Origin of the sequence: Undibacterium sp. JH2W, from assembly GCF_049340425.1 — a bacterium.
GTDB lineage: Bacteria > Pseudomonadota > Gammaproteobacteria > Burkholderiales > Burkholderiaceae_D > Undibacterium.
The window spans coordinates 1-25249 of sequence record NZ_JBMPOT010000001.1 but is presented as its reverse complement, the minus strand read 5'-3'; the positions used below and the strand labels follow the sequence as shown (position 1 = coordinate 25249).

General features: G+C 50.2%; 17 protein-coding genes. 8 read left to right on the top strand and 9 right to left on the bottom strand.

The window, feature by feature from the left end:
- Positions 1 to 98 precede the first annotated feature (98 nt).
- Complete coding sequence (gene metH / locus ACO0LC_RS00085; RefSeq protein ID WP_422999375.1) at positions 99 to 3848, bottom strand: methionine synthase; 3750 nt, start codon at positions 3846 to 3848, stop codon at positions 99 to 101.
- A gap of 409 nt (positions 3849 to 4257) precedes the next feature.
- Between metH and ACO0LC_RS00080 the strand changes: the two genes are divergently transcribed.
- Entirely contained in the window at positions 4258 to 4899 is a 642-nt protein-coding gene (locus tag ACO0LC_RS00080) for a response regulator (protein ID WP_422999373.1), read from the top strand.
- Between the two features lie 12 nt (positions 4900 to 4911).
- Here ACO0LC_RS00080 and ACO0LC_RS00075 read toward each other — a convergent pair whose 3' ends face one another.
- On the bottom strand, positions 4912 to 6771 hold the full coding sequence (locus tag ACO0LC_RS00075) for a hybrid sensor histidine kinase/response regulator (protein WP_422999371.1): 1860 nt from the start codon (positions 6769 to 6771) through the stop codon (positions 4912 to 4914).
- Positions 6772 to 7156: 385 nt separating this feature from the next.
- On the opposite strand from ACO0LC_RS00075, the gene ACO0LC_RS00070 reads away from it, so the two are divergent.
- On the top strand, positions 7157 to 9025 hold the full coding sequence (locus tag ACO0LC_RS00070) for a DUF4214 domain-containing protein (RefSeq protein ID WP_422999369.1): 1869 nt from the start codon (positions 7157 to 7159) through the stop codon (positions 9023 to 9025).
- 137 nt (positions 9026 to 9162) lie between these two features.
- Here ACO0LC_RS00070 and ACO0LC_RS00065 read toward each other — a convergent pair whose 3' ends face one another.
- On the bottom strand, positions 9163 to 10119 hold the full coding sequence (locus ACO0LC_RS00065) for a TerC family protein (protein WP_422999367.1): 957 nt from the start codon (positions 10117 to 10119) through the stop codon (positions 9163 to 9165).
- 3 nt (positions 10120 to 10122) lie between these two features.
- On the bottom strand, positions 10123 to 10806 hold the full coding sequence (locus ACO0LC_RS00060; protein ID WP_422999365.1) for a Bax inhibitor-1/YccA family protein: 684 nt from the start codon (positions 10804 to 10806) through the stop codon (positions 10123 to 10125).
- A 163-nt stretch (positions 10807 to 10969) separates the two neighbouring features.
- On the opposite strand from ACO0LC_RS00060, the gene nhaR reads away from it, so the two are divergent.
- Positions 10970 to 11881, top strand: a complete 912-nt coding sequence (gene nhaR, locus ACO0LC_RS00055; RefSeq protein ID WP_422999363.1) for a transcriptional activator NhaR — start codon at positions 10970 to 10972, stop codon at positions 11879 to 11881.
- Between the two features lie 108 nt (positions 11882 to 11989).
- Here the strand turns inward: nhaR and ACO0LC_RS00050 are convergent, their stop codons facing one another.
- From ACO0LC_RS00050 to def, 4 genes are all read right to left on the bottom strand, one after another.
- Positions 11990 to 12562, bottom strand: coding sequence for a FlgO family outer membrane protein (locus tag ACO0LC_RS00050; protein ID WP_422999361.1), 573 nt, complete (start codon positions 12560 to 12562; stop codon positions 11990 to 11992).
- Entirely contained in the window at positions 12562 to 13239 is a 678-nt protein-coding gene (locus ACO0LC_RS00045; protein ID WP_422999359.1) for a hypothetical protein, read from the bottom strand. Before ACO0LC_RS00045 ends, ACO0LC_RS00050 begins: the two co-directional genes overlap by 1 nt.
- Positions 13240 to 13458: 219 nt before the next feature.
- Positions 13459 to 14415, bottom strand: a complete 957-nt coding sequence (gene fmt, locus ACO0LC_RS00040) for a methionyl-tRNA formyltransferase (protein WP_422999357.1) — start codon at positions 14413 to 14415, stop codon at positions 13459 to 13461.
- Positions 14415 to 14939, bottom strand: coding sequence for a peptide deformylase (gene def / locus ACO0LC_RS00035; protein WP_422999355.1), 525 nt, complete (start codon positions 14937 to 14939; stop codon positions 14415 to 14417). The genes fmt and def overlap by 1 nt, the downstream gene beginning before the upstream one ends.
- Before the next feature lie 161 nt (positions 14940 to 15100).
- Between def and ACO0LC_RS00030 the strand changes: the two genes are divergently transcribed.
- From ACO0LC_RS00030 to ACO0LC_RS00010, 5 genes are all read left to right on the top strand, one after another.
- On the top strand, positions 15101 to 16198 hold the full coding sequence (locus ACO0LC_RS00030; protein WP_422999353.1) for a LysM peptidoglycan-binding domain-containing protein: 1098 nt from the start codon (positions 15101 to 15103) through the stop codon (positions 16196 to 16198).
- A gap of 20 nt (positions 16199 to 16218) precedes the next feature.
- Entirely contained in the window at positions 16219 to 17316 is a 1098-nt protein-coding gene (dprA, locus tag ACO0LC_RS00025; protein ID WP_422999351.1) for a DNA-processing protein DprA, read from the top strand.
- A gap of 63 nt (positions 17317 to 17379) precedes the next feature.
- On the top strand, positions 17380 to 17844 hold the full coding sequence (locus tag ACO0LC_RS00020) for a DUF494 family protein (protein ID WP_422999349.1): 465 nt from the start codon (positions 17380 to 17382) through the stop codon (positions 17842 to 17844).
- A 167-nt stretch (positions 17845 to 18011) separates the two neighbouring features.
- Entirely contained in the window at positions 18012 to 20609 is a 2598-nt protein-coding gene (locus tag ACO0LC_RS00015) for a DNA topoisomerase III (protein ID WP_422999347.1), read from the top strand.
- A 122-nt stretch (positions 20610 to 20731) separates the two neighbouring features.
- A complete protein-coding gene (locus tag ACO0LC_RS00010) occupies positions 20732 to 23470 on the top strand; it encodes a DUF1631 family protein (protein WP_422999345.1) in 2739 nt (912 codons plus the stop codon).
- A gap of 41 nt (positions 23471 to 23511) precedes the next feature.
- Here the strand turns inward: ACO0LC_RS00010 and ACO0LC_RS00005 are convergent, their stop codons facing one another.
- Positions 23512 to 24432 (bottom strand): cation diffusion facilitator family transporter, encoded by a 921-nt coding sequence (locus ACO0LC_RS00005; protein WP_422999343.1) that lies wholly within the window; start codon positions 24430 to 24432, stop codon positions 23512 to 23514.
- Positions 24433 to 25249 lie beyond the last annotated feature (817 nt).

Genomic DNA, 25249 nt, shown 5'->3' with positions numbered 1-25249 from the left:
TAGCCGGACTTGCAGACTTAATTAAGCACATCGTTAAATTAAAAAATAAAGCTGCGCCTACCTCAGTATGCGCAGCTTTATTGCAGATAGCGGCCGGTTTACAAATTTGGGGCCAGCCAGCGTTCCACTTCATCCTTGGGCACACCACGGCGTTCTGCCATATCAGTGACCTGGTCATCGGCAATCTTGCCTACGCTGAAATACTTCGATTCAGGATGGGCAAAGTAAAAGCCCGATACTGCCGCACCCGGTATCATGGCCCATGATTCAGTGATGTACATCTCTATCTCCTCACACTGCATCTGCTTGAACATCTCGGTCTTGACCGTATGTTCCGGGCAAGCCGGGTAGCCTGGCGCAGGGCGTATGCCTTTATAGCTTTCCTTGATCAGGTCTTCATTGCTTAAGGCCTCATCAGCGACATAGCCCCACAGGTCTTTACGCACGCGCTCATGCAGGTATTCGGCAAAGGCTTCGGCCAGACGGTCGGCCAAAGACTTCAGCATGATGCTGCTGTAGTCATCATGCGCATCTTCAAAGCGCTTTTCATACTTTTCTATACCCAGGCCAGCAGTCACCGCGAACATGCCTATATAGTCCTTGATACCGCTGTCTTTTGGTGCGATGAAATCTGACAGGCACTGGTTGGGTCTTTGGACGCCGTCAATGATGGGTTTCTCGGTTTGCTGACGCGTGCCGTAATAAGTCAGGGCAACCTGGCTGCGGGTGTCGTCGGTATAGATTTCTATATCGTCATCATTGACGGTATTGGCAGGCAGCAGGGATACCACGCCATTCGCCGTTAGCCAGCGGCCTTCGATGATTTTCTTCAGCATGGCCTGGCCTTCGGCAAATACCTTGGTGGCCGCTTCTCCAACGACTTCATCGGTCAGTATCGCCGGAAAAGGTCCAGCCAGGTCCCAGGTCTGAAAGAACGGACCCCAGTCTATGTAATTGGCTATCGTCGCCAGATCAATATTCTTGAACAGGCGACGGCCTATGAATTTAGGTTTGACTGGCGCATTGTTGCCGGTGAAATCCACTTTCATTTTATTTGCACGGGCTTGCGCCAGCGTGACCATGGGCGTGGCTTTTTTATTTGCATGCTGGGTGCGGATGCGGTCATAGTCACTGCCGAGGTCTGCAATATATTGATCACGGCTTTCCGGCGTCAGCAGTGATTGTGCAACAGACACTGAGCGTGAGGCATCGGCGACATACACTACCGGACCTTCATAATTGGGTGCAATCTTGACGGCAGTATGGGCGCGGCTCGTAGTCGCGCCACCGATCAGCAACGGGATTTTAAGCATGCGGAAATGCGGGTCACGCTGCATCTCTTTGGCCACATAGGCCATCTCTTCGAGAGATGGCGTGATCAGTCCTGACAAGCCTATGATATCGGCATTTTCTGCCTTGGCTTTGGCCAGGATTTCTGAGCAGGGCACCATCACGCCCATGTTGACCACTTCAAAATTATTACACTGCAAGACCACGGTGACGATGTTCTTGCCTATGTCATGCACATCACCCTTGACAGTGGCGATGACGATCTTGCCCTTGGGCTTGTTGTCGCCACTGCGCTTCTTTTCTTCTTCGATGTAAGGGATAAGATGGGCGACCGCCTGCTTCATGACGCGGGCAGATTTCACCACCTGTGGCAGGAACATCTTGCCTTGGCCAAACAAGTCACCAACGATATTCATGCCTGCCATCAACGGGCCTTCAATGACCTGGATAGGGCGGCCACCTGCGTCCATGATGGCAGCACGTGCTTCTTCGGTATCTTCGACGATCCAGTTGGTGATGCCATGCACCATCGCATGTGACAGACGTTTTTCTACTGGTTCGTTACGCCATTCCAGAGTCGCTTCTTCTTTCTTGCCACCGGCTTTGAGCGTGGCAGCAATTTCTATCATGCGCTCGGTCGCGTCTTCGCGGCGGTTCAGCACCACGTCTTCGACACGTTCGCGCAATTCAGCATCCAGCTCGCTATATACACCAACCATACCGGCATTGACGATACCCATGGTCATGCCTGCCTTGATGGCGTGGTACAGGAATACCGTGTGTATCGCTTCACGTGCCGGGTCATTACCGCGGAAAGAGAAACTCACGTTGGAGACACCGCCGCTGATCTTGGCGCCGGGCAGGTTCTTGTGTATCCAGGCCGTCGCTTCAATAAAGTCGACAGCGTAATTATTGTGTTCTTCAATACCGGTGGCGACCGCAAAAATATTCGGGTCAAAGATAATGTCTTGTGGATCAAAATCCAGGCTATCCACCAGCAGGCGGTAAGCACGTTCGCAAATTTCCACCTTGCGCGCGTAGGTATCCGCCTGGCCTTTTTCATCGAAGGCCATGACGATGACAGCCGCACCATAGCGCTTGCACAGCGTAGCCTGGCGCAGGAATTCTGCTTCGCCTTCTTTCATGGAAATTGAATTGACGATAGCCTTGCCTTGCACGCATTTCAGGCCTGCCTCGATGACTGTCCATTTCGACGAATCGATCATGATGGGTACGCGCGCGATATCAGGTTCGGATGCGATCAGGTTCAGGAAGCGTGTCATCGCTGCCAGTGAATCTAGCATGGCTTCATCCATATTGATGTCGATGACTTGCGCACCGTTTTCTACTTGCTGGCGGGCGACTGCCAGGGCTTCATCGTACTGCTCATTGAGGATCAGACGGGCGAAAGCTTTCGAGCCGGTGACATTGGTACGCTCACCAACGTTGACGAACAGTGATGTTTCATCAATCGTGAACGGCTCCAGGCCAGACAGCCGCATCGCTGCCGGTACTGTCGGGATATCGCGTGGCGTGCGGGTTTGCAGGATGTCGGCAATCGCCTTGATATGGTCAGGCGTGGTACCGCAACAGCCCCCGGCGATATTGATGAAACCGGCTTCGGCAAATTCTTTCAGCAGGGCTGAGGTGTCAGCTGGCAATTCATCAAAGCCGGTATCGCTCATGGGGTTGGGCAAACCGGCATTTGGATAGATACAAACGAAGGTGTCGGCTATCTTCGACAATTCTTCTGCATACGGGCGCATCAGGGCAGCACCAAGAGCGCAGTTCAGGCCGACTGTCAGCGGCTTGGCATGACGCACAGAATTCCAGAATGCAGGTACGGTCTGGCCTGACAGGATACGGCCAGATGCATCTGTCACCGTGCCTGAGATCATGATGGGCAGGCGGGTGCCGGTTTCTTCAAAAAACTGGTCGATGGCGAACAGCGCCGCTTTACAGTTCAGTGTATCGAAAATGGTTTCGACCAGCAGCACATCCGCACCACCTTCGACCAGGCCGCGGGTTTGCTCCAGATAGGCTGCCACCAGTTGGTCGAAGGTGACATTACGCGCTGCAGGGTCATTCACATCCGGTGAAATCGATGCGGTCTTGGGCGTAGGGCCCAAGGCACCTGCCACATAGCGTGGTTTGTCCGGGGTTGAATATTTATCGCAGGCAGCACGCGCGATTTTGGCTGAGGCGACATTCATCTCATAGGCCAGGTGCGCCATGTGGTAATCATCTTGCGCGACAGTCGTCGCACCAAAGGTATTGGTTTCTATGAGGTCGGCCCCGGCTGCCAGGTATTGTTCATGGATTTCGGCAATCACATGCGGCTGTGTCAGTGACAGCAATTCATTATTGCCCTTGACGAAGAGTTCACGCACGGTTTCCGGGCCGCTAAAGTCCTTGAAACGCTCGCCGCGATAATCTTCTTCGGTCAGTTTATAGCGCTGTATCATGGTACCCATGGCACCATCGAGTATCAGGATGCGCTTTTGCAAAATCTCGCGCAAACGGGTTTCGAGGGCAGATACAGGCAGGGTCGTAGTCATGATGTTTACTCACATAAATGCAAAAACCCGATCAGCTTGTGTGTGCAGGCGGATCGGGCGACGTCCTTTTAGCAGCACTTATTACGCGCCCGCAATCTGAATCTCAAATCGGCGCAAGAAAGTATAAATTATACGTCAAATCAAGGGCTTGGATAGTTGCGAGCATTTAGCTGTATGGTTTTTGCCTTGCCAAACTGCTCATGCAAAGAAAACAAAGACACTTTTGTCATTGTCACTGAGCCAGAAGAGGCTGGCAATGAGCATAAATTGCCTGACAAGTATAAACTTGTAATTTTTGCTTGCCTGAAAGCAGTAGCCGCTTCACTATTCTACATACCATCAATTATCATCCTTTAAAGGTCGTACTTGTGCCTGCCGCTCATTTTTGCCCTTTCACTCTCAGGTCCAGATGAAAATTTCTGCACTCATTATTGAAGATCACCCGATTTATCGTGATGCTTTGTTGGTATTCATGCGCCATATGCTGGGAGACAGTATGGTGGCAGCAGTGACTTCTACCGAAGAGGCATTGGCACAAGCTGGTCACTATGCTGGTTTGCGACTGATTTTGCTGGATCTGGGATTGCCTGGCATGAATGGGGTGGAAGCCATCAGTTCTTTGCGCAAAAACTATATTGATGTCGCGATTGTGGTCATTTCTGCATCAGAAGACAGGCGCGAAGTCGATGCAGCCTTGCGGGCTGGGGCCAAAGCCTTTATTTCCAAGGCCGTGTCTACCGATGTCATGGCAGAGATCGTGCGCAAGATACTGGCAAAAGAAAGCCTGGATTCGAATTGGATCACCTTGCGTGGCAAGCAAGCCAACAAAGAAGAGCCCTTGCTGGCCCTGACCCCCAGGCAGCAAGAAACCCTGACCTTGCTGTGCCAGGGTTTGTCCAACAAGGAGATAGGCTTGCGCCTGGAATTGGCAGAAATCACCGTGAAAATGCATGTGACTTCCATCTTCCGGGTCTTGAATGTGGTGAATCGTACCCAGGCCGTATTGGCGGCACGGCGTCTGGGTTTGTATTCTCCCGATCAGCACGACTAAGAGGTATTCGGCTTAGTCAAAGTCAGAAGCGTATACCAGAGCCGGTAGTCCCGGGTTATGGCGCAATAATTCCAGTAAGGCAGCTTTCAAGGCCTCAGCTTGCATGGGTTTGTGCAAAATCTGGAAATCCTGGCTTTGTGGCGTGCCGATTTGCTCTGCCGAGGTTTCTCCTGTTACCAGCAAGGCTGGTATGTCATCGTTGAATTCTTCGCGTATGGCTGCGATGGCATCGCAGCCATTTTCTTTGGAAGACAAACGGTAGTCGCAGATCAAGGCATCTGGCCTTTTATTCAGGCTGCTCAAGGCGCTCAGGGCTTCTGGCCCAGAGGCTGCGGCAATAACCTGGCAACCCCACAATTCCAGAAGCGCCTGGGTCGCTAGCAAGATACTCTTTTCATCATCAATGACCACGATCAAGCTGTCACGTAATTCATCACTGAGCTGACTTGGATCGAGATTTTCCTGGGCTGGGATCTCTTCAGCCGCAGCCATAGGGACTTTAATGGAAAAGCAACTGCCTTCATTGAGTTTCGATTGTAGGCTGACGGGGATGTCGAGCAAGCTGCTCAAGCGCTTGACGATGGCCAGCCCTAAACCCAGGCCCTTGCTATTGTCTTTATGTTGGTTACCAACCTGGAAGAATTCTTCAAAGACGGTTTTTTGCTGGTAGGCAGAAATACCAATACCTGTGTCAGTGACATGGATGCACAGTTTGTCGGCCTCTGCCTGGCAAATAATTTTGACAGCACCTGCGTGGGTATAGCGTATCGCATTTGCGGTCAGGTTGCGCAACATTTGCTCTAGCAGGCTGGCATCAGTCTTTACCCAGATAGTGCTGGTATGAACGTAAAACTCCAGATGCTTGTTTTGTGCCTGTGGTGTGAATTCTATGATGATCTTGCTGAGCACCGCAGCGATGGGGAAGCTCTGTATGGTTGGCGTGACTATGTGCGCGTCCAGCCGTGAAACATCGAGCAAGGATAAAAACATATCATCCATGATGTCGGTGCAATGCCTGACATTGTTTAACAGGCTGCGCGCCTGCGTGGGCAAATCTATATTCGATAAGGCCCCGAGGTACAGGTTCAGGGCATGCATGGGCTGGCGCAAGTCATGGCTGGCGACTGCCAGAAAACGTGTCAACTCACTTTGTTGCTGTTCCTGTAATTGGTAGGCCAGTGTCAATGCCTGGTTGGATTGCTCCAGTGCGCTACGTTGCTGTTCCAGCAGCTCTTTTTGTTGCAAAACTTCCTTGTTGCGCCTGCGATGCTGATTTTCAGAATGGTAGCGGCGCAGGTAATTCAATTCTGCAGCGCAGCTGGTAAAAATGAACAAACCGCAGGCAGGCCATAACAAGATGGCGTATTGCACATGGGGGAAATCATGTAATAAGCCCAGCCAGGCAAACAGATGGGGCATGAAGGTGGCGCATACTGCATACACTATGCCAAAGCTGAGCGCCATGCCCTGGAATAGCACCAGAGGCATGAGTAGAAAAAACATGAAACCGCCTATGCCATATTCCATGGCGCCATGTAGACGGTTCAGAATTTCCATGAATAGCCATTCGATGAATAAACCGGTGGTGAGGACCGTCAACTGCGCCAGCCACAGCCGCGTGCGCCATAGCGCATTGATGACATTCAAGAACAAGACTACATGCATGAGACGCAGACCCAGGGTGTTTTGTGCACCTATGGGATCGATAAAATAATCCCAGAACCACATCAGGCAACCAAACAGGGCGCAGGCAGCATGCAGCATGGCCAGCATGAGACGGTGATTTTCACGCTTGCGCTCCAGATAAGCCTTATCAGGAAACAGTATTTCCCATAGGTCCTTACGCAGGCTCGCCGAAAGTTTTTTTCCCATTTGCATGCCTGAGACTGTACGTCCTATTTAGATAAGCGATGAACTGGATTGACTGGCTGATTCCCTGTTTATTGGAACGCAAACAGGGAAGGACGTCAATTCATCGCGCTACATACCTTGGTATTAGACAGGGGACACAAGGGATTGTTACAATATGTAAATAATGCTGGTGTACGCCCCATCGTTTTTGGAAGTAACAGAATTTTTCTTCTATGGGTGCGATGGAAAATTTGAGCCTTTTATTGAATGGCCAAATCTCTTTTTCTCAAAATTTCAATTTTTAATACCTCCATATTCCATGTCTATTACCTGACTTTGACCAGGTATGTGCAGTTTTATGCATGTTTATTATGCATTCATCATTTTTAACTCATTTGGGGTTTTCATGGGCATCAACGCCGGCGCCATACAGAAGCTTTACATCGCTTATTTCAATCGCCCTGCCGATACAACCGGCCTGGCTTATTGGCAAGGTCAACTTGATGCCAATAAGATTTCCCTGGCCGGCATTGCGCAGTCATTTAGTGTGCAGCGGGAGTACCAAGATGTTTACTTTGGTAAAAATACACTAGATGTAGTGACTGCTTTATATAAGAATTTATTGGGTCGCAATCCAGACGCAGCCGGATTGGCTTACTGGACCGAACAAATCGAAAACAAGGTAGTCAATATAGGAACTGCTGCATTGGCAATTGTCAACGGCGTCACCAGTGGTAGTGCCGATGAGCAAATGATTGCGGCCAAGTTGCGTTTTGCAACGGCTTTTACCAGCGTGCTGGATACGCCTGAAAAACAGGCTAGTTATCTTGATCCCGACGCTCTTGATGCAATGAAAGTATTGATGTCCACAGTCAAGCCGGGTGTTGATATGCCAGCTTTACAAATTCCGGCTTATCCCAAAATCTTGCCTATCAAGTCTTTGGTATTTGATACCGTCACAACGGTAGATAGCCTTAAAAATGGTGCAAGTCTGGATCAGGAAACGATAGGAGCGCATGTCTACCTGACAGCTTTGCCCTGGGCCGCAAAGACTGCAGTCCTACAAATCGGTAACAAGAATATTGCGATTGATAGCACTATTTCCAAATCTGATACTTCCCTGGACTTCAGTTTTCCTAGAATATCTAAATATTCAAGCAATATGGGAAAAATTTTGCTGATGGATGCATCTGGCAATATTTTGTCTAGCTCTGAATCTTTTGATTTGCTTAAACCTGAATATAAGCATACAGGGCCAAATGCAGCTGTGAATTTTCATGTCATCACGACAGGGGGAAATGTCGTCGCCGGAAAAGTAAATACCAGCAATACAGGTTTGTTTGCTGAAGCAAGCCTGGACATCAGTCAGCTTGCAGGGGGGAGAGTAGAGCTGAAATATTCGGACAACTTGTCTGACTTTAATACACTTGCAACAAAAAATATTACTTCAACCTCGGATGGCAATATTAAATTTGACCTGTCAAATATGGGAAGTTCTTTGTTGCAAAAAATCATGTCGCGAGACGCAGCATTCTATTTGCGCGTTATAGATAGTTCTGGTCAGGTGACTCAGGTGAGCAGTGAGAAATTCCTGCATGACTATCTGCCGCCTACTATACCAGGCAAAGCCAGCATTGTTACTTTACAAAATGGTGGCAGTGAAATTGCTGTCAACATTACGGCGGGCCAGGTCAATGGAGGGAAAGCATATCTGCTGCTGGACGGTAATGTCGTGGCGACTGATAGCCAGATCGCTGCCAATGATGGCGATGTTCGCTTTGCCTTGGATGTAAATTCAGCCACATCCTTGTTGAGCGGTATCAATACGGGCAGGACGCAGATCAAGTTATTTGATGCATCTGGCAATAGTGTCACGGAGAATCTGCAAAATCTCTCCATATCCAAAAATCCAGCAAGCCCTGGTAACGATATCACTCCGCCACAGGCGGCCAGTGTGAGCCCGTTTACCATCGTCAGAGTTCCGGAACCATCAATTGGATTTAGCTTTGAAGAGGGAACCAAAGCAATTTTGAAATTCAGTGAGCCAACAACAAAAGAAATCACCCTGCGCAATATTCTGGTGACAGATGTGTTCGACAATTATCCTGTGGAAGCGTATTTCGGTTCGGGTGCCAAGGGGACATGGAATGCTGCTGGCGATCAATTTACCATTACTCTTGGTAGTTATTCGTTAGTTGCTTTTTCGCTCACACATCTGACTTTACTTGGTGTCAAGGATTTGGCTGGCAATGTCGCTGATATCAGCTTTAATTAAACATGGCAAAATTGGACAGACAGTATTTTTGCTCACCCCTGCATGCACTAGCCGCTTATCCCGGATAAAAAAGGCACATCACGGTCTTGCTGTGATGTGCCAAGGGGAATCGTACAAAATGGAAGAACTGCTGGTGTTTAAGTAGTTTTTTTGCGGCTGACTATCAGGCTGGCAATAATCGAGCTGCCGAGCAGGGTGGCAATGACGATCAGCGATATGCTGGTCGGTACATGCATCCACTTCACGATGAGCATCTTGATGCCGACAAACATCAGTACAAAAGCCAGGCCGAATTTCAGCAAATGGAAGCGGTCTGCCATGTCGGCCAGCAAGAAATACAGTGCACGCAAGCCCATGATGGCAAAGATATTTGAGGTGAATACGATAAAGGGATCGGTTGTCACTGCAAAAATCGCTGGTATAGAATCCACGGCAAATACCACATCCGATATTTCTATCAGTATCAGTACCAGGAATAAGGGCGTGAACAGGCGCTTGCCATTTTCTTTGATGCTGAATTTCTCTTTGTGAAACTCATTGGAAAAGGGCAGCAGTTTTTTTGCCAGACGCAAGACCGGGTTGGCTTCCAGATCTGGTTCCTTGTCCGCTGCCACCAGCATACGAAAGCCTGTGACCAGCAAGAAGATACCGAACAAATACAGTACCCATGAGAACTGCGTAACCACCCAGCTGCCAGCCAAAATCATGATAATGCGCATGACGATGGCACCCAGTACGCCGTACAGCAAGACCTTGCGCTGATACTGCGGTGGAACTGCAAAGTGGCCAAAGATCAGCAGGAAAACAAACACATTGTCGACCGACAGGGACTTTTCTATGACATAGCCGGTCAGAAATTCCATGGCCTTGGCCGTAGCCACTTCACGACCTACGGTATCGGACAAGTAAATCCATAAACCAAAATCAAACAACAAGGCCAGGCTGACCCAGACCAATGACCACGCCGCCGCTTCCCTGACACTGACTTTATGGGCGCGTGAGCCACCAAGGGCCAACACGTCTATTGCCAGCATGAGTAAAACAAAACCTATAAATACTGCCCACATCCAGGGCTGGGCGACGGAATGGATCATTTATTATTCTCTCTCTATAAAGCCCAGCAATTGCAAGAGGCTGGTGAACAGGTTGAAGATGGTGACATACAGGCTGACAGTCGCCATGATGTAATTGGTTTCACCACCATGGATGATGTTGCTGGTCTCGAACAGGATCATGCCCGACATCAACAAGACCATGACGGCAGAAATCGTCAGTGACAGCGCAGGTATCTGGAAGAAAATCGCCCCCAGGCTGGCCACGAAAGCCACCAGCATACCCACCATCAAAAAGCCCGCCATGAAACTGAAATCACGTTTGCTGACCAGTACATAAACCGACAAGCCCATGAATATCAGACCTGTCATGGCCATCGCCGTCATCACGATGCCCGTACCACCTGGCATGCCCAGGTAACGTGTCAGCATAGGCCCCAAGGTGTAACCCATGAAACCGGTCAGGGCAAATACGGAAGCAATACCCCAGCCACTGTTTTGCAGTTTAGTCGTGGCAAACAACAGGCCAAAATAACCGACCAATGTCAGTAAGAAACCGGGGCCGGGAATATTAAAGGCTATCGCCGCACCCGCAGTCACTGCGGAAAACAACAGCGTCATCGACAGCAACATATAAGTGTTGCGCAAGACTTTATGGCCGGTGCTGATATTGCTGTCTCTATAGGCAACGGTTTGCGCATCAGTGGCAGAACGACTCAAGATTTTCATGCTTATCTCCTGAAATGTTGAAACCATGCATGACTGCAAAATGGCTTCACCTTCTCAACAGAAGGTAGAGCTAGTGTAGGCCTTAGGGATAAACAAGAAAAGTCGAATATAATTGAATATATATTCGTAAAAACCGATGTATTTTTAAAACAAGCAAATTCATATGCCGCATCTCAATTACAAGCATTTGCATTATTTTTGGATGGTAGCCAAGGCTGGTAGCATTGCTCGCGCTAGTGAGCAATTACATCTGACGCCGCAAACCATCAGTGGGCAATTGAGCCTGTTTGAAGAAATCCAGGGCGAGGAATTGTTTCGCAAGAATGGGCGTAACCTGGAATTGACTGAGGCTGGCCGCCTGGTATTAAGTTATGCCGATGATATTTTTGCCTTGGGGCAAGAGCTGGAAGAAGTCTTGCATCATAGACCGACTGCCCGCACTGTGCAGTTAAGAGTGGGGGTATCAGATGCCTTGCCCAAGACCCTGGCTTATCGCTTGCTGGAACCAGCCTTGAAGTTGCCACAAACCTTGCGCATCAATTGCCGCGAGGGCAAGCTGGAAGTCTTGCTGGCTGACCTGGCAACCCATAAACTCGATGTTGTCATGTCAGACAGTCCCATGCCTGTCAGCGCCAATGTGCGTGGCTATAGTCATCAACTGGGGGAATGTGGGATCAGTTTTTTTGCCACCAATGCTTTGCTGCAGCAATATTCTCAGCCATTCCCTCAAAGCCTGGAAGGCGCACCTTTTTTATTGCCTGGTGAAGATGCAGCTTTGCGCGCCCGCTTATTACAATGGTTTGATCATCAGGGTTTGCATCCGCGTATTGCTGGCGAGTTTGATGATAGTGCGCTCATGAGCGCTTTTGGCCAGGCTGGGGCAGGTTTTTTTGCCGCACCTACGGTGATCGCAGATATGGTGATGCGCCAATATGATGTGCAATTACTGGGACAGACGGATGAAATCAAAGAGCAGTTTTATGCCATCTCAGTACAGCGCAAGCTGACACATCCGGCAGTATTAGCTATCAGTCAGGCGGCACGCAGTGATTTATTTGCCATGGAAGTTAGGTGATGCTTGTCATTGCAGCCTGCCAATCTGACAAGAGGCAAAAAAAACGACAGCCTGGGCTGTCGTTTTCTTGCCGTAACAATGAGCGCAAGCTCATTCACTACTTGATAATTATCGACGTCCCAACAGGGATTTGGCATTCTTATCCATGGGAATCGCGTAATCAACCGAGCTGATGACGGTATTGTCGCTAGGTCTGACCAGCTTCAAGTTGACGAAAACCAGTTTGTCACTTTCGGCATAGGTGCCAACAATAACCGCCTGGGCACTATGATTTTGTGCGACATCCTTGATTTCACGTGTCAGCAGCAATTCACCCACATTTTGCTTCATGAACACTTTATCGCGGAATTTCATTTCCACCATCTTGTAGTTTTGACGGGTGAACTGACCTGAAATTTGTTCGGCGATAATGCGACCAAAGGTCGAAGATTCTTCCAGGAAGTTGATATTGGCCAAGGTGGCAATAATCAAAGGACGGGAAGGATCTAGTTTCAAGCCTGCATTGCTGATCAATAGTGCTGCTGCACGTTGATTCGCCGGGATGAATTCATTGGCTTCCGCATCTTTCCACGTAGGCACAGGGGATGCTGCCGCTGGTGGCGGTGTGTTGCCCAGGCCCAGATTGGCACAAGCACTGAGTGCGATGGCAGAAGCAATTACGAGAGCTGCGCTTTTCATCATTATTGGCCCCCAACAACACGGAAGTTAAAATCGGTGTCTTTATTGTAAAGTGTCCAATCCCAGTCCGAGATATAGTAGGCATCGGTGCGACGGGCGATAAATTGCGAGTTTTTCACCAAAGACGTCGTCACGATCAACTCATGCTGAGGCGTACGGCCTCTTGCATATTCCTGATTGATCCAGCTGGTGTAGTCATAAGCACCAGTCAGGGCGAATACTCCCAGGACGGCATCTGTCTTGACCGGGATACCCAGGCCATGTACTGCAGCAATACCAGCACCGATAGCGGTGACGCTGGTGAAGCGCTTGTTTTGATGACGATCATAGGAGAAGCGCACCAGCTGAGTTTCTATACTGACGACTTGTGAAGTGCCGTCATTGATTTTCCTGACAACTACGCCCTGATTGACCAGGGAAGTAATGATCTGGGTATAGAAAGCCTGCGTGAACTGGCTATCTTTTTCTGGCGGCATGACGTAAACCGGGGCGCCTATCTTGTCGGTTCCGAGTTTGATTTGCTCTGCTACATCTTTCGCGATGACGAGCCAGTGCGACGCTGCTTGCAGTTTATTTTGCGTAGTCGTCGGAAAATTGCCTGCTAAAGGCGTTTCACTGTATGGAGTAGTACAACCTGCCAACAGCGTTGCTGCCAGGGCAATGGGAAGAAATTTCTTCATGAGCTCACCTTTTTTTAGGTCTTAGTCAGAGTTTTTGTTATCGAAAACGAAAATGGCAATAATTCAGTGTAAGAGAATACAACAAGTAGCGGCGAGCAACAAAGATTTTGCTTGCAGCCAGGCATTAAATGGATTATTTCCGCACTTATAACACCGTGAAGCAACTTTACAAGAGAAAGTTGTAGCTTTTTTGCTTCATCTTTTTTTGTTTTTTCTTGTTTAACTGAAAAATTCTCCCTCGTTGAAAGCATAGCCCTGTAGGAAATCTGTCGCTGAAAGTCGTTTACCGCCGGGTTTTTGCAATTCGGTCAAGCTGAGCGAGCCTTGGCCACAGGCAACAATAACACCTTGTTCCGAATTTGCCGATAGTATTTGCCCGGGTTTATGGTTACCAGTTGTTTCAAGTAGCTTTGCACTCCAAATTTTAATGGTGGTGCCTGCATATTGAGCGTGGGTAGCGGGAAAAGGATTGAAGGCCCGAATTTTTCGCGCCAAAACCTCGGCTGGCAAGCAGAAATCCAGGCCAGCTTCGTCCTTGCTGATTTTGGATGCATAGTTGACGCCAGCTTCTGGCTGCATTGTCGCTGGCAAATCACCACTTGTTAAACGTTGTAATGCTGCAACAATCATTTCCCCCCCCAGTGCTGCCAATTTGTCATGCAAACTGCCCGTAGTATCGCTCTCTGCGATGGTAACACTTTGCTTGAGCAGCATAGGCCCGGTATCCAGACCCTCTTCCATTTGCATGATGGTGATACCGGTTTCTGTATCGCCTGCTTCTATCGCCCGGTGTATAGGGGCCGCGCCACGCCAGCGTGGCAGCAAAGAGCCATGTATATTCAAACAACCCAGGCGCGCAATATTCAATATAGACAGCGGCAGGATCAGGCCGTAAGCCGCCACCACCATGACATCATGCGCTGTGTTATTGAGTAAATCGTGTGCTTCTCTGGCGACCTCAGGATATTTACCATCCAGACGTAAAGACTGAGGCTGGGCTACCGTGATGCCATGTTGCAATGCAAATTGTTTGACGGCAGAGGCGTGTAATTGCATACCTCGTCCTGCCGGGCGGTCAGGCTGGGTTAATACCAAGGGGACTTCAAAACCCGCTGCATGAATGGCTTGCAGGGCGGTAGCCGCGAATTCCGGGGTGCCAGCGAAGATGACGCGCATTAACGTTCAGCCCGTCTGCGTTGTTCTTCGCGTTCTTCTTTCAGCATCTTGGTCTTGATGCGATTACGCTTCATGGGTGACAGGTATTCAACAAAGACCTTGCCCTTGAGGTGATCCATTTCATGTTGTATACAGACAGCCAGTAAGTCGGTTGCATGCAGTTCGAAAGGCTTACCGTCGGCATCCAGGGCGCGGACCTTGACTTCAGCCGGACGTTCTACGCCGTCATAAATGCCAGGGACAGACAGGCAGCCTTCGTCATAGACCTTGCGTTCTGCACTCTCCCAGAGTATTTCCGGGTTGATGAAAACTTGTAACTGGTCATTTGTTTCCGAGACGTCAATGACCACCAACTGCTCGTGCACATCGACCTGGGAGGCAGCCAGACCGACGCCGGGTGCGTCGTACATGGTGGCTGCCATATCGGCCACCAGGGTTTTCAGGCGTTCATCAAATTGTGTTACCGGTTTTGCCACTTTATGGAGGCGCGCATCGGGATAGCGCAGTATATTTAGTATCGTCATAAGACATTTCACAACAAGCATTAAGGCTTATTGCGCAGTTTTTCTTGCTAGTTCAAGGATTTATGGGCAGAATTTGATTCAATTTGGCAAGTTTTGCAAGTTTGCGCCTGCCTGCGCGCCTTCACTTGCGGTATTGCAGTATTTTGCATCGGATATTATTCATGAAAAAGTTTAGCACAATCGCCTCCATCTTCGCTGTCAGTCTTCCCCTGATTTCTTCAGGGGCGCTCGCTGCCGGTGGGCAGGCCACCACCGCACAGGCGCAAGCAGTTGCCAGCAAAACCAAATGCGACTTCTTGCCGGAAGCGCCAGACAAGCATGTTGTTGTTAAAGGGGATACGCTATGGGGTATTTCCAGCATGTTCCTGAAAAACCCGTGGTGCTGGCCAGTGGTGTGGGGCATGAATCAAGAGGATATCAAGAATCCGCACTGGATTTATCCTGGCCAGATCGTCTATTTTGACCGCGTCAATGGTCGTTTGCGTCTTGGTAACCCCGGCGGCATACCTACCGTCAAAATGAATCCGCATTCACGGGTGCAGGGTCTGGGGGTAAATGCCATTCCATCTATCCCGGCATCGATGATAGAGCCCTTCCTGTCCCAGCCTTTGATCCTGGAAGACAATGACCTGGCTGTTGCACCAAGGATTATTGCCACCAAGGAAGGCAGGGTGAACCTGGGTGTGGGCGAACAGGCATATGTTCGCGGTGAACTCGAGGGAGGGACTTCCTTCCAGGTTTTCCGTCCAGGCACGCCTTTACGTGATCCAGAAACCAAGGCCGTCATTGCTTATGAGGCAGTCTACCTAGGTACAGTCAAGCTTGAACGTGAAGGCACGGACGAAAGCGACGTGCATACTTTTAATGTTGTCAGGTCCAAGGAAGAAATGGCCGTAGGTGACCGTTTGATGCCTATCCCGCCTTCACCTATCCTGAACTATGTGCCACACCCGCCGGCCGACGAAGTAGATGCCCGTGTAGTCTCCGTCTATGGTGGCGTGGCATCTGCGGGGCAAAACCAGATCGTGACCGTCAACCGCGGCAAGAATGATGGTTTGAATTTGGGAACAGTGTTGACTTTGTATAATTATGGCAGAGTGATACAGGACAAAACCGACGCTAATCGTTCAATCAAGTTGCCGGATGAGCCTATCGGCGATTTGTTTATTTTCCGCGTCTTCAGCAATATTTCTTACGGCCTCATCATGCAAGTCAAGGACATCGTCAAAGTCGGTGACGCAGCGAGATCGCCAAGATAAGTCATCAACACTGCAAGCGCGTGGAATTGTCGACGGATTTAATCGCCTGGCTGAGGCTGGAGCAAACGCCAGGCGTGGGCAATGAAACGGCACGTCGCTTGCTGTCTGTATTCGGTTTGCCTGCGCAGATTTTTGCGGCCAGCCATACCGCCTTATGTGAAGTCGTCACACCCAGGCTGGCCAGTGCCCTGCTGGCCATGCCAGCTGATTTCCGGCAACAAGTAGATAAGACCCTGGACTGGCAAGAGCAGCCAGGCAATTTGATATTGACTTTGGCGGATACGGCTTATCCGCGCTCCTTGCTGGAAATTCCTGATCCACCCCTGATGCTGTATATCAAAGGCCGCGTCAGCTTGCTTGATGCTGCCACGGTGGCCGTGGTTGGCAGCAGGAATGCAACGGTACAAGGCATACGCAATGCAGAACAATTTTCTGAAGCCCTGAGCCTTGCCGGCCTGTGCATCAGTTCCGGGCAGGCGGCAGGCATAGATACCGCGGCCCACCAAGGTGCCTTGCGTGGCCCGGGTTCCACGATTGCCGTCATAGGTACGGGTGCCGATATCGTTTATCCGGCGCGTAACCGTCATCTGGCACATCTGATTGCTGAGGGCGGCTGTATCGTCAGTGAGTATTCACTGGGAACACCAGCGCTGGCACCTAATTTCCCGCGTCGTAACCGCATTATTTCCGGATTGGCCAAAGGCGTCCTGGTGGTGGAAGCGGCAGCGCAGTCAGGTTCCCTGATCACGGCACGTATGGCGGCGGAGCAGGGCAGGGAAGTCTTTGCCATTCCCGGTTCCATCCATTCACCTTTATCCAAGGGGTGCCATCAATTGATACGCCAGGGTGCCAAACTGGTGGAATCGGCACAAGATATCTTGGAAGAACTGCAATTGCAGACACACTCTCCCCAGATCAAGGCGCAGCAAGAACCCGTGTCTGTTGATGCCTCAGAATCGTTGCTCTTGCAAGAAATCAGTTTTGATCCCGTACACATGGATATGCTCGCAAGCCGCACTGGCATAGGCATTGCCAGCCTGACGACAGAGTTATTGACGCTGGAGCTGGGTGGACAATTGGAGTCTTTGCCAGGTGGTTATTACCGCCGACTTGCCTGATTGATAATGCATCGTAAGTCCTGGGGGCTTGTTTGAAATCGCCGCAAAGGCTACAGTAGCAGCATGTTTGATATTCTTGTTTACCTCTACGAAACTTATTACCGTCCGGACGCCTGTCCTGACACGGCAGCCTTGACCAAAAAATTGTCGGCAGTCGGCTTTCCTGAGGATGAAATTACCGAAGCCCTGGACTGGCTCACGGGCCTGGCGATTAATACTGCCGAGCCGGTAACAGCTGCGCCCATATCCCAGGGTTTCAGGATTTATGCAGAGCAGGAAATTACCGCCCTGGGTACGCCAGCCCTGGGTTTCATACAATTTCTGGAATCTGCCGGTTTATTGAATGCCAATCAGCGCGAAATCGTGATTGAAAGAGCATTAGTTGTCAATGAATCACCCTTGCCCCTGGATAAGCTGCGCATTATTGTCTTGATGATGCTGTGGAGCCAGGGTGCCGAGCCCGACATGCTCATGTTTGATGAATTATTGTTGTCAGATGACGACAACACGGGCAGGCTTTTGCATTAATCATTTCCTAAATGGAATTTTTATGACAAAAATCGCGCATAGATTGCGGTTTTTCGTCTATCGCGTTTATCATTCCCCGCAAATTTAGGTTAGTCTTACGCTTATTTTGCGAAATGTTGCCTATTCGACATTGGCGACCACGCTTTACCCTATTCGAGAACCCCGAAATGACAAAAACGCTCATCATTGCCGAAAAACCCTCAGTCGCTAATGACATAGCGAAAGCGCTGGGTGGCTTCACCAAGCATGATGATTATTTTGAATCAGACAATTATGTGCTGTCGTCAGCCGTAGGCCATTTGCTGGAAATCACGGTTCCAGAAGAATATGACGTCAAACGCGGCAAATGGAGTTTCACCCATCTGCCGATGATACCGCCGCATTTCGCCCTGAACCCGATTGCCAAGACCGAGTCACGCCTTAAAGTGTTGAACAAACTGATCAAGCGCAAGGATGTCACCGGCCTGATTAACGCATGTGACGCGGGCCGCGAAGGTGAGTTGATTTTCCGTCTGATTGCCCAGCATGCCAAGGCCAAGCAACCGGTCAGCCGCCTGTGGCTGCAATCCATGACGACAGGTGCGATACGCGATGGCTTCCAGAAATTGCGTAGCGATACAGAAATGATGCCCCTGGCCGACGCAGCGCGTTGTCGTTCTGAGGCTGACTGGCTGATCGGTATCAATGGCACGCGCGCCATGACGGCCTTCAATTCCAAGGAAGGTGGTTTTTATCTGACCACGGTAGGCCGTGTGCAAACACCCACCCTGTCCATCGTGGTTGAGCGTGAAGAAAAAATCAAGAAATTCGTTTCCCGTGATTATTGGGAAGTGAAGGCAGAATTCGTCTGTGCCGCTGGTATCTACGAAGGCCGCTGGCAAGATCACCAGTTCAAAAAAGATGAACACGACCCTGAGAAAAAGGCTGAGCGCCTGTGGAGCAAGGCAGCAGCCGAATCCATCGTGGCCGCTTGCCGTAATCGCCAGGGCAATGTTACTGAAGAATCCAAACCAGCCACGCAAATCGCACCACCCCTGTTTGACTTGACCAGTTTGCAGCGCGAGGCCAATGCCCGTTTCGGTTTTTCTGCCAAAAATACCCTGGGCCTGGCCCAGGCCTTGTATGAAAAGCATAAGGTTCTGACTTACCCGCGTACCGATTCCCGTCATTTGCCGGAAGATTATCTGCCTACGGTGAAAGAGACCCTGAGCACCATCTCAGAAACTAATAATTATCACCAGTTTGCGTCGCAAATCCTGAAGAATAATTGGCTCAAGCCGAACAAACGTATTTTTGATAATACCAAGATCAGTGATCACTTTGCCATCATTCCGACTGGTCTGACGCCAAAGAACTTATCTGAGCCTGAGCAAAAACTGTATGACCTGGTGACCCGCCGTTTCCTGGCCGTGTTTTTCCCGTCAGCAGAGTTCCAGGTAACGACCCGTATCACTGAAGTATCCGGTCATCAGTTCAAGACTGAGGGCAAGGTCATGACCAGCGCGGGTTGGCTGGCGATTTATGGCAAGGATGCGCTGGAAGAGAAGGCCGACGGCGAAAGCAAGGGCACTCTGGTTGCTGTTGCCAAAGGTGAAAAAGTCCTGACTGAGCAAATTACCGCCAATGCCCTGGTCACCAAACCACCTGCGCGATACAGCGAGGCGACCCTGTTGTCCGCCATGGAAGGTGCCGGCAAACTGGTGGATGATGGTGACCTGCGTGAAGCCATGGCCGGCAAGGGCCTGGGTACGCCAGCCACCCGTGCCGCCATTATCGAGGGTTTGCTGAACGAGAAATACCTGTTGCGCGAAGGCCGCGAAATGATGCCTACCGCCAAAGCTTTCCAGTTGATGACTTTGTTGCGTGGTCTGGGGGTCGATGAATTGACCTCGCCAGAACTGACGGGTGAGTGGGAATACAAGCTCTCGCAAATGGAGAAAGGCAAGATCAGCCGCGAAGAATTCATGCGCGAAATTGCCCAGATGACCCAAATCATCGTCAAACGCGCCAAAGAATATAATAATGACACTATACCTGGTGACTATGCGACCTTGCATACACCTTGCCCGCATTGTGGCGGTGTCGTTAAAGAGAATTACCGTCGCTTTGCCTGTACCAAGTGCGAATTCTCCATGAGCAAGACACCAGGCAGTCGTCAGTTTGAAGTCGCTGAAGTGGAAGAATTGCTGGCCAAACGTGAGATTGGCCCGCTGCAAGGTTTCCGTTCCAAGATGGGGCGGCCATTTGCAGCCATCCTGAAGATCGTGCCAGACACCGAACACAATAACCTGAAGCTGGAATTTGACTTTGGTCAGAATCAGGATGAAGGCGAAGATGGCGAAGCCGTCGATTTTTCTGAACAAACTTCCCTCGGACCTTGTCCTAAGTGTGGCAGTGGAGTCTATGAAATGGGCCTGGCCTATGTCTGCGAAAAAACCATGGCCAAACCCAAGGCTTGTGATTTCCGCAGTGGCCGCATCATCCTGCAACAAGAAATCCTGCCTGAACAAATGGGTAAATTGTTGAATGATGGCAAAACTGACCTGTTGCCTGGCTTTATCTCGCAACGCACCCGTCGCCCTTTCAAGGCTTTCCTGGTGCGTGGCAAGGATGGCAAGGTCAGCTTTGAATTTGAAGAACGCAAGGCAAAAGCCCCTGCTGCTGCAAAATCGAAAGCGAAAGCCGAACCTGAGGCAGAAGCCAAAACTACTGTGAAGGCTGCGCCTGTTAAAAAGACCGTGGTCAGGAAAAAGAAGGCTGCCTGATCAGGTTTTTGATGCAAATTAGCAAAGAACAGCAGCAGGGAGGGGGGATAACACCACTTTTCCTGCAAGCTGTGTCATTTTCGCGTATTGTTAAAGGATGAATTTCTAGATATAGGGTACACATGGTCGCAAACGAGTCCTTATCCAGTGCTCGCGCTGAATTTACTCATGCATTTAATCATGCAGTACCCGGCATTCTGCCCGTAGCCATGGAAGCATTGCTGACCAAGGCGAATTACAATGGCAATTCATCGGCAGAAAAAAGCCGCATCGTTGCTGCGCGTGCCCTCTTGCCAGAAAAATGGGATGCCATATCCCGCGCCATGCCGGTGCACCTGGTACAGTTACTGGACCGCAGCATTAGCACTGCCTACAGCACATTCAGGCCCGCCTCGACCCTGACAAAGGCAAGCGAACTGAGCTTGCTGGATTCGTCGACCTTTGAGACCACTTTGCGTTTCAATGAAATGACGCAGAATTTCCGCGACAAGGCTGGGCAAGCCTTGCTGGATTTAAATATACGCATTGCCATTCTGTTCGGACAAGACGATATACGCGAGAGGGAAAATCCTTTCCGTCCCTATCTGCTGGCTCGTTGCGTGTTCCTGGCCGTAGAAGAGCAGCGTTTGCAGGCCGAGACAGAAGCCATCCTCATAGAACAATTGGGCGAGACTCTGGCTGGCAGCATGGCGGCGATTTATCAGGAAGCCAATTCTGCGCTGGAAAAACAGGGCATCAGCGCGCATCTCTCACTCAAGATCAGCAAGGCACCGGAATCGCAAACACCCCGCAATCAGGCCACTACCCCTCAGGGCGGGCCTGGCGGGCAAGGCTCCCAGGGGTATTCCACCATGCAGACCGGGGTTTTCCCTGGAGCACAAACTGGAGGGCAAGGCCAGGTGCAGGGCGGGGCATTTCCCGCTGCACAACAAACCACGATGGCCAGCCCTGGAGTACGTCTGGAGCAATTATTCCAGACTGTGCGCGGCAAGCCACTGAGCCTGCCACCTGCCACACCGGTACTGGCACAAGCTTCTGGCAATATGCCTGCGCCGGCCATGTTTTATCCTGGCATGCCATCACCTGCTGCTGCACCAGCCAGTGCAGGCCCAGCCTGGCTGAGTAGTGCCAGCGCGCTGGGTGGTGTATTAAGACAGGCCTTTGGTGAAACGGCCGCTACTGCCAACCCACAAAGAGATAAACATGTAGAAGGCAGCATTCCTTTTACCGCCAGGGAGAGTGCTCCTGCGCCAACTGGCAGCGCAGGTAATCAAGTCAATACTGGCCAGTTTGCGCATACCGGTCTGCCAAGTTCGGTAGGCAAGAGTAGTGCCGATTTGATACAAGTGCCAGCGGCGCTGGTTGCTTCGCATTTGCATAATATAGAAAGCCAGTTGAAACAAAGGGCGGAAACCCAACAATTGCCTCCAGAAATGAGTATGGGCCTGGCCAAAGTGCTGGGCCAGATGCATAAAGTCATGGTGCCGGACAGTGCTTCCATGAAAGACGAGCAAGGCGAAATCCGCAATCTGATACGTGAACACAAGGACGCTCTGTATAGTCTGGCCAAAGATACCGACGAACAAATGTGCATAGACCTGGTCGCCATGTTGTTTGAAGTCATGCTCTGTGACGAGCTCGTGCCATTCAAGACTCGCATTGATCTGGGGCGTTTGCAATTCCTGATATTGCAGCTGGCCTTGAAAGACAAGAACTTGCTCAGTGAGGGCAAACACCCGGCTCGCCTCTTGTTGAACCGGATTTGCTCCATTTCCTATAGCGCCGAGCAAATTGGCGATGTGGAAAATCATGTTTCAGAAGAGATAGCCCGCATTATCAAGACCCTCATGCGGCATGACAGTGAAGTGCCAGAATTATTTTCGCGCATACAAAACAGGTTTGAAACCTTTATTGCCCGTGAATTGCGCACCAATGACCAACATATACGCCGCACCGTGAAAGCCATGGATGAAGCAGAGATACGCTTCATGCGCTTTGCCTGCATTGCAGTGGCGATCAATAAGGCCATGCCAAAAGTGCATGTGGAAGCCTCTTTCCGCAGCTTTCTCAGGAAAGATTGGGTCAGGGCGATAGAAGTGGCAGAAAGAACAGATGCCATACTCGCCCGTCGTTATCGCCTGCTGGTACCGGACTTGCTCTGGAGTGTCTTCCCCAAGACAGAAAACGAGGATAGAACCCTGTTGTCATCCATGTTGCCCAGCATGGTAGGCACTTTGCGTCATGGCCTGGATTTGATGGAATTGGAAAAGGCCAGGCAACAGAAGCTCTTGAACTGGTTGGCAGAAGCTCATTCCACAGCCCTGCGCCCGGCGGCGGATAGCAAAAAGCTGCAAGGACTGAGCTTGCCTGCCATGCATGACAGGTTTGAGCAATTTACCAATCAGGCCGATACCATAGAACACTCCGAGATACATCACTATGAATTTGCCAGAGAGCAGTATCAACTGGCAGTATTGGCTGAATTGGGTTTGCCAGCCAGGATGCTTGATAGAGAGGTCCGCAAGCCTGTTGTTGCTACAGAAAGCCCGACTCCTGTTGAAACAGCGGCTGGGCCAGAGCTCAATCCCGCCTATCTTGAACGCATAGTCTGCGGTGCCCTGCTTGATATCAAGGCTGAGCAAATCAAAGCCAGGGCTTGCTTGCGCTGGGTAGATCCTAACTTGCAATATGTGGTGCTCAGCATCAAAGGGGAAGAATACCCCTCCGTACTCAGCATGCGTGTACTCAGTGAATTGCTGGACTTTGGCAAGCTGCGCTTCATAGAAGAAGAGCCTCTGTTTGAGCGCGCCATCCACACCTTGCTCAAGTCTGCCGATGAAGTCGACAATGTCAGGGTTTAACAAAAATCCTGACAGATGAGCAAACTCACCGGCGCATTTTCTTAGTCGTCGGTAGTATCAATATCCGGCTCAAAGAAACACCATTTCGCCTGTGGCCAATTGATTTGTATGCCATCTTCGACTTCATTGATGGCGGCAATCAAGGCTTGATCAGATCCCTGCGGACGCATTTTTGCTTGTACCGCTATCATTAACTGCTCACCCCATTGCAGGGTGATCAAATTGATGACGTGCTCAACTTGCGGATGGCCTTCTATATGCGCACGTATCGCCTCATTGACTTCCGGCGCTGCAGATTCACCGGTAATCATGGCCTTGACTTCGCGGATGACGAAAAATGCGACCGCCATCAGCAGACAGCCCACAATGATGGAGCCTATCGCATCCCAGACCGGGTTACCTGTCACCACCGATAACACCACCGCAACAAAAGCCACTGCCAGACCCGCCAGGGCAGCGATATCTTCACCTGCCACCACCATCAGTTCAGATTGACGGGTTTCGCGGAACCAGCGAAAGAAAGACTTGCCTCCGGCTATCTTGCGTATCTCCTGCATCGCCCCATACAAGGAAAAAGCTTCCAGGGCGACAGAAATACCCAGTACCACCAGCGCGACCATAGGGTTCTTTAAAGGCTCAGGATGTTTCAGACGTTCCACACCTTCCATGACAGAAAAAGCACCGCCCAGGAAAAACAGCAGCAGGGCCACCATCATGGCCCAAAAATAAACGACCCTTCCATAGCCCATAGGGTGAGACGCATCAGGCGCACGCTTGGCTTCCTTTAAACCTATCAGCAAAAAGATTTGATTAATACAATCAGCAGTGGAATGGATGGCTTCTGCCAGCATGGCACCAGAAGCAGTAAACATGGCAGCGCCAAATTTGGCCAAAGCGATACCACCATTGGCACCCAGTGCATAAAAAATCGCCTTGGTAGAACCTTCTGAATTCGCAGACATGGAAATAATGGAAAGTGAGAAAAACCTAACCTTACTTGATTTCTCTGCAAATAATCAAATGGATACTCTATATAGGAGCGGGTATTCGGCTATATAGATTACTGCCACACCCAAAAGAGCCGAAGCAACTTGCATGCAGCATAGTGAAATACCTGGGTGGGCATGACAGTGTGATGAGTTTCGGCCGATAAGCGAAATATTATTAATAGACACACCCTCCAAATCGTCGCTCCTGCGCAGGCAGGAGGCTACCGGGCTGGCGCTCCAGCGTCTTTCGTTGATAAGCCGCGATACTTGCTCACAGACATATATAAATATGAGAATGCAAAGGGTGCGCGCAGCGCACCCAAGGTTTTGCCTTTATTAGCCTTTCAATAAACAGAGTAAATAATTACCGATAAAGCCTTGCGGAGGCGGGTAGTAGTTTGCTATAGTTCGCCTCCCGCTGAAAGGCGGGTGAGAAGAGAAGTAAAAGTAGCCAGGCCCGAGAAATGAGCGATTGAACAAATTGCGGAATAAACGGGCAGCTGTGAACACCGAACAACAGTTTTACTCGCTTGAAAGAGCGAAATAAAACGAAGTGAAATCAAGGTGTTGACAGTGAAAGCGAAATGCTCCATAATCTCGTTTCTCTGCTGCTGACGCACACAACGCTGCGACGCAAAACTGGATGAATAAGTAGTCCGGTGAAGTAGAAAAGAATACGGTTCTTTAACAATTAACAGTCAATAAATGTGGGCACTTGGTGAAGCGCACCAAGCAACTTAGGTTGTTTGGAAAGCTTAAATAATATAGCAAGTGTTCACAAGAAATAAAG

Coding starts and splice junctions, on each gene's coding strand:
- ACO0LC_RS00050 (WP_422999361.1), bottom strand. CDS start 12,562: ATGATGAAAAGCGCAGCTCTCGTAATTGCTTCTGCCATCGCACTCAGT.
- ACO0LC_RS00030 (WP_422999353.1), top strand. CDS start 15,101: ATGAAAAAGTTTAGCACAATCGCCTCCATCTTCGCTGTCAGTCTTCCC.
- ACO0LC_RS00020 (WP_422999349.1), top strand. CDS start 17,380: ATGTTTGATATTCTTGTTTACCTCTACGAAACTTATTACCGTCCGGAC.
- ACO0LC_RS00010 (WP_422999345.1), top strand. CDS start 20,732: ATGGTCGCAAACGAGTCCTTATCCAGTGCTCGCGCTGAATTTACTCAT.
- nhaR (WP_422999363.1), top strand. CDS start 10,970: ATGCCGCATCTCAATTACAAGCATTTGCATTATTTTTGGATGGTAGCC.
- ACO0LC_RS00045 (WP_422999359.1), bottom strand. CDS start 13,239: ATGAAGAAATTTCTTCCCATTGCCCTGGCAGCAACGCTGTTGGCAGGT.
- def (WP_422999355.1), bottom strand. CDS start 14,939: ATGACGATACTAAATATACTGCGCTATCCCGATGCGCGCCTCCATAAA.
- ACO0LC_RS00075 (WP_422999371.1), bottom strand. CDS start 6,771: ATGGGAAAAAAACTTTCGGCGAGCCTGCGTAAGGACCTATGGGAAATA.
- ACO0LC_RS00065 (WP_422999367.1), bottom strand. CDS start 10,119: ATGATCCATTCCGTCGCCCAGCCCTGGATGTGGGCAGTATTTATAGGT.
- metH (WP_422999375.1), bottom strand. CDS start 3,848: ATGACTACGACCCTGCCTGTATCTGCCCTCGAAACCCGTTTGCGCGAG.
- ACO0LC_RS00005 (WP_422999343.1), bottom strand. CDS start 24,432: ATGTCTGCGAATTCAGAAGGTTCTACCAAGGCGATTTTTTATGCACTG.
- ACO0LC_RS00060 (WP_422999365.1), bottom strand. CDS start 10,806: ATGAAAATCTTGAGTCGTTCTGCCACTGATGCGCAAACCGTTGCCTAT.
- ACO0LC_RS00080 (WP_422999373.1), top strand. CDS start 4,258: ATGAAAATTTCTGCACTCATTATTGAAGATCACCCGATTTATCGTGAT.
- ACO0LC_RS00070 (WP_422999369.1), top strand. CDS start 7,157: ATGGGCATCAACGCCGGCGCCATACAGAAGCTTTACATCGCTTATTTC.
- ACO0LC_RS00015 (WP_422999347.1), top strand. CDS start 18,012: ATGACAAAAACGCTCATCATTGCCGAAAAACCCTCAGTCGCTAATGAC.
- fmt (WP_422999357.1), bottom strand. CDS start 14,415: ATGCGCGTCATCTTCGCTGGCACCCCGGAATTCGCGGCTACCGCCCTG.